Genomic DNA, 8104 nt, shown 5'->3' on the forward strand with positions numbered 1-8104 from the left:
ATGATCCTGCTGCTGTCGACGTCCGACACCGATCTGCTCAGCGCCCGCGCGGCCGACGGCCCGGTGCCGTACCGGCTCGCCAACCCCGCCCGGCTCGACCTCGCCGAACTGCCCGGGCTCCTGGAGGGCGCCGACCTGGTCGTCGTGCGCCTCCTCGGCGGCCTGCGCGCCTGGCAGGAGGGCCTGGACCAGCTCCTGGCCGCCGACCAGCCCCGCCCCGTCGTGGTGCTCACCGGCGAACAGGCCCCCGACGCGCAGCTCATGGAGGCGTCCACCGTCCCCATCGGCATCGCGGCCGAGGCGCACGCCTACCTGGCGCACGGCGGCCCGGCCAACCTGGACCAGCTCGCCCGCTTCCTGTCCGACACCGTGCTGCTGACCGGCCACGGCTTCGAGCCGCCGGCCGCCGCGCCCTCCTGGGGCCACCTGGAGCGCTCGGAGCACCTGGCGGCCGAGGCGCGTACGGGCACGGGGGTGGTGGCCCGTACGGACGACACGGGCGCCGCGACCGGCCCGCTGGTCGCCGTGCTCTACTACCGCGCCCACCACATGAGCGGCAACACCGCCTTCGTGGAGTCGCTGTGCGAGCGCATCGAGGAGGCCGGCGGGCGCCCGATGCCGCTGTTCGTCGCCTCGCTGCGGGCGCCCGAGCCGGAGCTGATCGAGGAGCTGCGCGCCGCCGACGCCATCGTGACGACCGTGCTGGCGGCGGGCGGCACCAAGCCCGCCGAGGCGTCGGCCGGCGGTGACGACGAGGCGTGGGACGCGGGCGCGCTGGCCGCGCTGGACGTGCCGATCCTCCAGGCGCTGTGCCTGACCGGGCCGCGCAGCGCCTGGGAGGAGAACGACGAGGGCCTGTCCCCGCTGGACGCCGCCAGCCAGATCGCGGTGCCCGAGTTCGACGGCCGGCTGATCACCGTCCCGTTCTCCTTCAAGGAGACCGACGAGGACGGCCTGCCGGTGTACGTCGCCGACCCCGAGCGCGCCGCCCGGGTCGCCGGCATCGCCGTTCGGCATGCCCGGCTGCGCCACATCGCGCCCGCCGACAAGCGCCTGGCGCTGGTGCTGTCCGCGTACCCGACCAAGCACTCCCGCATCGGCAACGCGGTCGGCCTGGACACCCCGGCGAGCGCGGTGGCGCTGCTGCGCCGCCTGCGGGAAGAGGGCTACGACTACGGTGACGAGCCGGTGCCGGGGCTGGAGTCCGGTGACGGCGACGAGCTGATCTACGCGCTGATCGAGGCGGGCGGCCACGACCAGGAGTGGCTGACCGAGGAGCAGCTGGCCCGCAACCCGGTCCGCATCCCGGCTGCCGACTACAAGCGCTGGTACGCCACGCTGCCGCAGGAGCTGCGCGAGCAGGTCGAGGAGCACTGGGGTCCGCCGCCCGGCGAGATGTTCGTGGACCGCAGCCGCAACCCGGACGGCGACATCGTGCTGGCGGCCCTGCGCCGCGGCAACCTGCTCATCCTCATCCAGCCGCCGCGCGGCTTCGGCGAGAACCCGATCGCGATCTACCACGACCCCGATCTGCCGCCCTCGCACCACTACCTGGCCGCCTACCGCTGGATCGCCGCCTCCCGCGAGGACGGCGGCTTCGGCGCCGACGCCATGATCCACCTGGGCAAGCACGGCAACCTGGAGTGGCTGCCCGGCAAGAACGCCGGCCTGTCCGCCGCCTGCGGCCCGGACGCGGCCCTCGGCGACCTGCCGCTGATCTACCCGTTCCTGGTCAACGACCCGGGCGAGGGCACCCAGGCCAAGCGCCGGGTGCACGCCACGCTGGTCGACCATCTCGTACCGCCGATGGCCCGCGCCGAGTCGTACGGCGACATCGCGCGCCTGGAGCAGCTGCTGGACGAGTACGCGGCGATCTCCGCCATGGACCCGGCCAAGCTGCCCGCCATCCGCGCGCAGATCTGGACGCTGATCCAGGCCGCCAAGCTGCACCACGACCTCGGTCTGGAGGAGCGCCCGGACGACGAGGGCTTCGACGACTTCCTGCTGCACGTCGACGGCTGGCTGTGCGAGGTCAAGGACGCGCAGATCCGCGACGGCCTGCACGTGCTGGGCGGGGCGCCCGAGGGCGAGGCGCGCGTCAACCTGGTGCTCGCCATCCTGCGCGCCCGGCAGATCTGGGGCGGCACGTCCTCGCTGCCCGGCCTGCGCGAGGCGCTGGGCCTGGACGAGTCGGCCGCGACCCGTACGACCGCCGACGCGGTCGAGGAGCGCGCCCGCGGGCTGGTGCAGGCCATGGACGACGCGGGCTGGGACCCGGCGGCCGCCGAGCGGGTCACCGCGGAGCTGCCGGAGGCGCAGCGCGGGCCGGTGGCGGCGATCCTCGCCTTCGCCGCCCGGGAGGTCGTGCCGCGCCTGGCCGCCACCACCGCCGAGATCGACCACGCGGTGCACGCGCTGGCCGGCGGCTTCGTTCCGGCGGGCCCGTCCGGCTCGCCGCTGCGCGGCCTGGTCAACGTGCTGCCGACCGGCCGCAACTTCTACTCCGTCGACCCGAAGGCGGTGCCCAGCAAGCTGGCCTGGGAGACCGGCCAGGCGCTCGCCGACAGTCTCCTGGAGCGCTACCGCACCGACCACGGCGACTGGCCGACCTCCGTGGGCCTGTCCCTGTGGGGGACGAGCGCGATGCGCACCTCGGGCGACGACGTCGCCGAAGCCCTCGCCCTGCTCGGCATCCGGCCCGTCTGGGACGACGCCTCGCGCCGCGTGACCGGCCTGGAGCCGATCCCGGCCGGTGAACTGGGGCGCCCGCGCATCGATGTGACGCTGCGTATCTCCGGCTTCTTCCGTGACGCGTTCCCGCACGTCATCGGCCTGCTGGACGACGCGGTACGGCTCGCCGCCTCGCTGGACGAGCCCGCCGACGTCAACTTCGTGCGCGCCCACGCCCAGGCCGACCTGGCGGCGCACGGCGACGAGCGCCGCGCCACCACCCGTATCTTCGGTTCCCGTCCGGGCACGTACGGCGCGGGCCTGCTCCAGCTCATCGACTCCCGCGACTGGCGCACCGACGCGGACCTCGCCGAGGTCTACACGGTGTGGGGCGGCTACGCGTACGGGCGCGGTCTGGAGGGCTGCCCGGCGCGCGAGGAGATGGAGACCGCGTACAAGCGGATCGCGGTGGCGGCGAAGAACACCGACACCCGCGAACACGACATCGCCGACTCGGACGACTACTTCCAGTACCACGGCGGCATGGTGGCCACCGTCCGCGCGCTCAAGGGCACCGCGCCCGAGGCGTACATCGGCGACTCGACCCGGCCCGAGACGGTGCGCACCCGCACGCTGGTCGAGGAGACCTCCCGTGTCTTCCGCGCCCGCGTGGTCAACCCGCGCTGGATCGAGGCGATGCGCCGCCACGGCTACAAGGGCGCCTTCGAACTCGCCGCGACGGTCGACTACCTGTTCGGGTACGACGCCACGACCGGTGTCGTCGCCGACTGGATGTACGACAAGCTGGCGCAGACGTACGTCCTCGACCCGGAGAACCGCGCCTTCCTCCAGGAGGCCAACCCCTGGGCCCTGCACGGCATCGCGGAACGCCTCCTGGAGGCGGAGTCGCGCGGCATGTGGGCCGAGCCGGACAAGGAGACCCTGGCCGCGCTCCGGGAGGCGTTCCTGGAGACCGAGGGCGACCTGGAGGAGAAGGGCTGACGGGCCCCTGATGCGACGGCGGGGCGCCGGGTGAGCTGATCGCACAGCCCACCCGGCGCCCCGCCGTTCACAGGTGACCGGGCATCAGCCCGTCGTGCTGAACCCCTCGCCGACCGTCAGCGTCACCACGCCCGGCCCGGCGGCCGTCGCGTCCGCCGACTTCTCGGTCTTCACCCCCGCCAGCCGGGCGGAGAGCACCTTGGCCTGCGCCTCCATCGCCGCCGGGTAGGTGATGGCCGTCTCGGTGGCGCCGGGGGCCGCGTTGCCGGTGGAGACCACCGAGAAGCCCAGCTTGCGCAGCTCCGCCGCCGCGTTGGCCGCGTAACCGGGCGTGCCCGTGCCGTTGAGCACCCGTACCTTCACCGAGCGCGCCGTGACCAGCTTCTTGGCCTCGGCGGCCAGCCGGTCCTTGCTGACCTCCTTGTCGTGCGCCAGATCGCTGAAGAGGCCGCCGGCCTGCGGGTACTGCCACACCACGTTCGCCCGGTCGGTGGGCACGTCCGCCTCGCGCGGGTAGTTCGGCACGGTCAGGAAGGTGAGCCGGTCGCTGGGGATGTCCTTGACCGTGGAGGCCAGTTCGGACAGCGGCTTGACGCCCGCCAGGTCGTCGTCGGTGGTGATCGACTTGGTCGCCGAGTCGAGGAAGTCGTACAGCGCGCCGGGGCTGGTCAGCTTGGACTGCGCCTTCTCGCCGAGCGCCTTCATGAACTCCTGCTGGCGGCCGATGCGGCCGAGGTCGGAGCCGTCGCCGACGCTGTAGCGGGTACGGACGTAGCCGAGCGCCTTCTCGTCCCGGACCTCCTGGCAGCCCGCCTCCATGTCGAGGTGCGCCTTCTTGTCGTGGATCGCGGTCTTCGGGCAGACCTTTATCCCGCCCAGGGCGTTGACCATGCCCTTGAAGCCCTGGAAGTCGACCGAGACGAAGTGGTCGATGCGCAGGCCGGTGTTCTTCTCGACGGTCTTGATCGTGCAGGCCGCCGCGTTGGCGACGTCCCCGCTCTCGCCGCCGATGGTGAACGCTTCGTTGATCTTGAAGTGGTGGGGCTTGGACTTCCGGCCCTGGCCGGTGTCGCAGGACGGGATGGAGACCCAGGAGTCGCGCGGGAAGGAGACGGCGGTGGCCCACTCGCGGTTGGCGGCGATGTGCAGCACCATCAGCGTGTCCGACTGCATCGTCTCCAGGTTCTTGCCGTACTTGGCGTTGGCGCCCGCCCGGCTGTCCGACCCGACGACGAGGATGTTCTTGGAGCCGGGGCTGAGGTTGGCGGGACGGTCGCCGCCGAGCCGGCTGCCGACGTCCGCGCCGTGGATGTTGCCGTCCAGCTTGAAGTAGATCCAGCCGCCGACACCGGCCGTGATCAGCAGGAGGATGCCGAGGATGCCGCCGGTCCAGGCGAGGACGCGGCCGCGCCGGGTCATCCGGGCCTTGCCGGGCCGGCGCCCGCGGCCGGAGCCGGCGGCGCGGCGCGAGCGGCCGGGGCCGGACGGGTCGGCCCGCCGGGCACGGCCGCCGGTGCCGCCGCCCGAGCCACCGGGGCTGCCGGGGCCGTGCGGGCTCCGGGCGGTGCCGGTGCGGCCCGCGGGGCCGGAGGTGACGGTCTGTCCGGAGGTCGCGCCCCGCCGGGGCCGGTTCCTGTCTTGCACGCCTAATGGTCCTTCTGGTGCGTCAGATGCCCGCGCTCGGCAGGACGAGCATGCGGTCGGGGTCGTACGGAAACCACTGCGGGCAACTGCCGCTGCTGCCGCGCATCGTACGCAACCTGCACCACAGTTCGCCCGCCCCGTCCCGCCACCAGGCGCTGATCCGGCCCAATTCCCACCCGCCGTCGGGATGTTGCAGCTCCACCGGCTGGTAGACCCACCGCACCTCCGCCTCCGGAGGAGGGCCGCCCCGCCGCGGGGGCCCGCACGTCGTCGTCATCTCCCCCTCCCACCAGGCCGGTTGCGCATGTTCTGGCGCACTCTACAACCAAGTTCTACAACGCTGTAGAAACGCGGTGGTGTGGGGCGGATCACATCGTAAGGGAGGCGTCCGGGGCGGGGTGCGCGGGGGCCGGTGGACCCGGCACCTGAACACCAGCCCCCAGGTCCGGGTGTTGCGCGTACTCAGAGCGGGGTGGCCGCCTTGAGGACGAGGAAGAGGGCCACGGCCGCGTTGAGGGAGGAGAGGGCCGAGGCGGCGGTGCCGGCGGCGGCGATCAGGGCGGCCAGGCCCGCCGGGGTGAGCGCGGGCGGCCAGCTGCGGGCCGGCGGGACCGGCCCGAGGAGCGCCGCCACCCGGCGCGGTACGGGGCCCGGCTCCGGGGCGGCGAAGCCCGCCAGCAGCGGGCCGGGCGTGGGCCGGGTGACCAGCGCGGCCTTCCCCACGGCCCGCGCGGTCAGCCGCCGGTCGCCGACGGTCCGTGCCGCGTCCTCGTCGGCCCACCGCTCGGCGCTGAAGGCGACCGCCGTACGGAGCGGCAGGAGGAGCGGGTTGGCGCAGCCCGCCAGCCGGACGGCGAGCTGGAAGCGGTGGTGCCGTTCCGCCAGGTGGGCGCGCTCATGGGCGAGCAGCGCGCGGCGCTCGTCGGTGTCCAGGCTGTGCAGCATGCCGCGGGAGACCGCGATCCGGCCGGGGCGCGCGGGTCTGCCGGGGCGGCCGGGCAGGCCGGGCACGGCGTAGGCGTAGGGGGCGTCGTCGGGCAGCACCGCCAGTTCCGTACCGGCGGGCAGGCCGTCCAGCGCCTGGTGCGTACGGAACCGGACGCGGTAGTGGCGGCGCAGCTCGGTGCCGCAGGCGGTGAGGACGGCGGCGAGCGCGGCGATCGCCGCCGCGCCCGCGACCTCGGCGAACGGCACCGCGGCGCGGACCTCCGGGTCGGACCAGCCGTCCGGCAGCGGGTTGCCGGGCAGCTGGGCGGTGCCCACCACCATCAGCAGCGCCAGGCAGAGCGTGCTGCACACGCCGAGGACCACGGCCAGTGCGGTCAGCAGGCGGGTGGTGCCGCGCGGGTGCAGGTGCTGGCCGGCGAGGCGGGCGATCGGCAGGGCGGTCAGCGGCAGGACGAGCGGGAGGAAGACGAAGACGCCCATGGGTCAGTCAGTCTCCGCAGCTCTCGGCTTCTCCGGGGCCCTCGCCGGCGGCGCGCTCCAGCAGGGTGCGCAGCAGCTGCTCGTCCTGGGCGGACAGGGCCGACACGAAGCTGGCCAGCACGGCGTCCCGGTCGGACTCGCTGTCCAGCACGCGGCGCATGCGCAGCGCGGCGAGCCCGGCCTCGTCGGCGGCCGGGGTCCACACGTAGGACCGGCCGACGCGTTCGCGGGTGACGGCCTTCTTGGCGTGCAGGCGGGAGAGGATCGTCATCACCGTCGTGTACGCGAGGTCGTCGCCCAGGTGTTCCTGGACCCAGGCCGCGGTGGCGGGTCCGGGGGAGCGGTGCAGCGCGGCCAGCACCTGTGCCTCCAGCTCGCCCTGGCCCCGGCGGCGCGCGCGGTCGCGCCCGCCCGGATGGCCGCCGAAGGGGTCCCCGTTCATGCCGTCGCCTCCCGTTCGTGCCGGACGCCCCGCGCGGCGGGGGCGTCGCCGCATCCTACTGAGCGGTCCGGGAACGCGTCCCGGCCCTCGTTCGTCATCTTCTACAGCACTGTAGATTTTGTGGCCCGCCGCACACGGGGGCCGCACCCCGACCCGGGAGGAACATCCATGGGAGTCTCGCTGGCCAAGGGCGGCAACGTCTCGCTGTCGAAGGAGGCGCCCGGCCTGACCGCCGTGACGGTGGGCCTCGGCTGGGACGTGCGCACCACCACCGGCACCGACTACGACCTGGATGCCAGCGCCCTGCTGTGCAACGAGTCGGGCAAGGTCGTCTCGGACCGGCACTTCGTCTTCTACAACAACCTCACCAGCCCGGACGGCTCGGTGCAGCACACCGGTGACAACCTGACCGGCGAGGGCGAGGGCGACGACGAGTCGATCAACGTGAACCTGGCGGGCGTGCCGGCCGAGGTCGCGAAGATCGTCTTCCCGGTCTCCATCCACGACGCGCAGAGCCGCGGCCAGAGCTTCGGCCAGGTCCGCAACGCGTTCATCCGCGTCGTCAACCAGGCGAACGGCACCGAGCTGGCCCGCTACGACCTCACCGAGGACGCCTCCACCGAGACCGCCATGGTCTTCGGCGAGCTGTACCGGCACGGCGCGGAGTGGAAGTTCCGCGCGGTGGGCCAGGGCTACGCCTCCGGCCTGGCCGGCATCGCGGCGGACTTCGGCGTCAACGTGTGATCACCCCTGATCACGTGTGATCCGTACCCGTGGTGCGGCGTCCGCGGTGGTGACGGGTACGGCGGCGGGGGGGGCGCCGGGGGGGGGGGGGCGGCGCCCCCCCCCCGGCGCGCGGCGGGGGGCCGGGGCGGCGCGGGCCCGCGCCCCCACGCGCGCAGCCGAGCACCCGGGGAC

General features: G+C 74.0%; 6 protein-coding genes. 2 read left to right on the top strand and 4 right to left on the bottom strand.

Going from position 1 to position 8104, the window contains the following annotated elements; genetic code table 11:
- Positions 1-3672, top strand: coding sequence for a cobaltochelatase subunit CobN (gene cobN / locus ACH4FX_RS08270; RefSeq protein ID WP_398476373.1), 3672 nt, complete (start codon positions 1-3; stop codon positions 3670-3672).
- 84 nt (positions 3673-3756) lie between these two features.
- On the opposite strand, the gene ACH4FX_RS08275 is transcribed toward cobN, so the two are convergent.
- The 4 genes from ACH4FX_RS08275 to ACH4FX_RS08290 form a co-directional block, all read right to left on the bottom strand.
- Positions 3757-5091, bottom strand: coding sequence for an LCP family protein (locus tag ACH4FX_RS08275; RefSeq protein ID WP_398476433.1), 1335 nt, complete (start codon positions 5089-5091; stop codon positions 3757-3759).
- Between the two features lie 247 nt (positions 5092-5338).
- Positions 5339-5593 (bottom strand): hypothetical protein, encoded by a 255-nt coding sequence (locus ACH4FX_RS08280; RefSeq protein WP_398476375.1) that lies wholly within the window; start codon positions 5591-5593, stop codon positions 5339-5341.
- Between the two features lie 185 nt (positions 5594-5778).
- Positions 5779-6744, bottom strand: coding sequence for a M56 family metallopeptidase (locus ACH4FX_RS08285; protein ID WP_398476377.1), 966 nt, complete (start codon positions 6742-6744; stop codon positions 5779-5781).
- A 7-nt stretch (positions 6745-6751) separates the two neighbouring features.
- On the bottom strand, positions 6752-7186 hold the full coding sequence (locus ACH4FX_RS08290) for a BlaI/MecI/CopY family transcriptional regulator (protein ID WP_398476379.1): 435 nt from the start codon (positions 7184-7186) through the stop codon (positions 6752-6754).
- A gap of 168 nt (positions 7187-7354) precedes the next feature.
- Between ACH4FX_RS08290 and ACH4FX_RS08295 the strand changes: the two genes are divergently transcribed.
- The gene (locus ACH4FX_RS08295; protein ID WP_398476381.1) at positions 7355-7930 is read left to right on the top strand and encodes a TerD family protein; all 576 of its coding nucleotides are present in this window, start codon (positions 7355-7357) and stop codon (positions 7928-7930) included.
- The last annotated feature ends 174 nt before the right edge of the window (positions 7931-8104 follow it).

Source organism: Streptomyces sp. NPDC018019, from assembly GCF_044327805.1.
In the GTDB taxonomy this organism is placed as follows: domain Bacteria; phylum Actinomycetota; class Actinomycetes; order Streptomycetales; family Streptomycetaceae; genus Streptomyces.

What these genes read in the sequence shown, in the direction of transcription:
- ACH4FX_RS08285 (WP_398476377.1), bottom strand. Translation starts at nt 6,744, where the DNA reads ATGGGCGTCTTCGTCTTCCTCCCGCTCGTCCTGCCGCTGACCGCCCTG.
- ACH4FX_RS08295 (WP_398476381.1), top strand. Translation starts at nt 7,355, where the DNA reads ATGGGAGTCTCGCTGGCCAAGGGCGGCAACGTCTCGCTGTCGAAGGAG.
- ACH4FX_RS08275 (WP_398476433.1), bottom strand. Translation starts at nt 5,091, where the DNA reads ATGACCCGGCGCGGCCGCGTCCTCGCCTGGACCGGCGGCATCCTCGGC.
- cobN (WP_398476373.1), top strand. Translation starts at nt 1, where the DNA reads ATGATCCTGCTGCTGTCGACGTCCGACACCGATCTGCTCAGCGCCCGC.
- ACH4FX_RS08280 (WP_398476375.1), bottom strand. Translation starts at nt 5,593, where the DNA reads ATGACGACGACGTGCGGGCCCCCGCGGCGGGGCGGCCCTCCTCCGGAG.
- ACH4FX_RS08290 (WP_398476379.1), bottom strand. Translation starts at nt 7,186, where the DNA reads ATGAACGGGGACCCCTTCGGCGGCCATCCGGGCGGGCGCGACCGCGCG.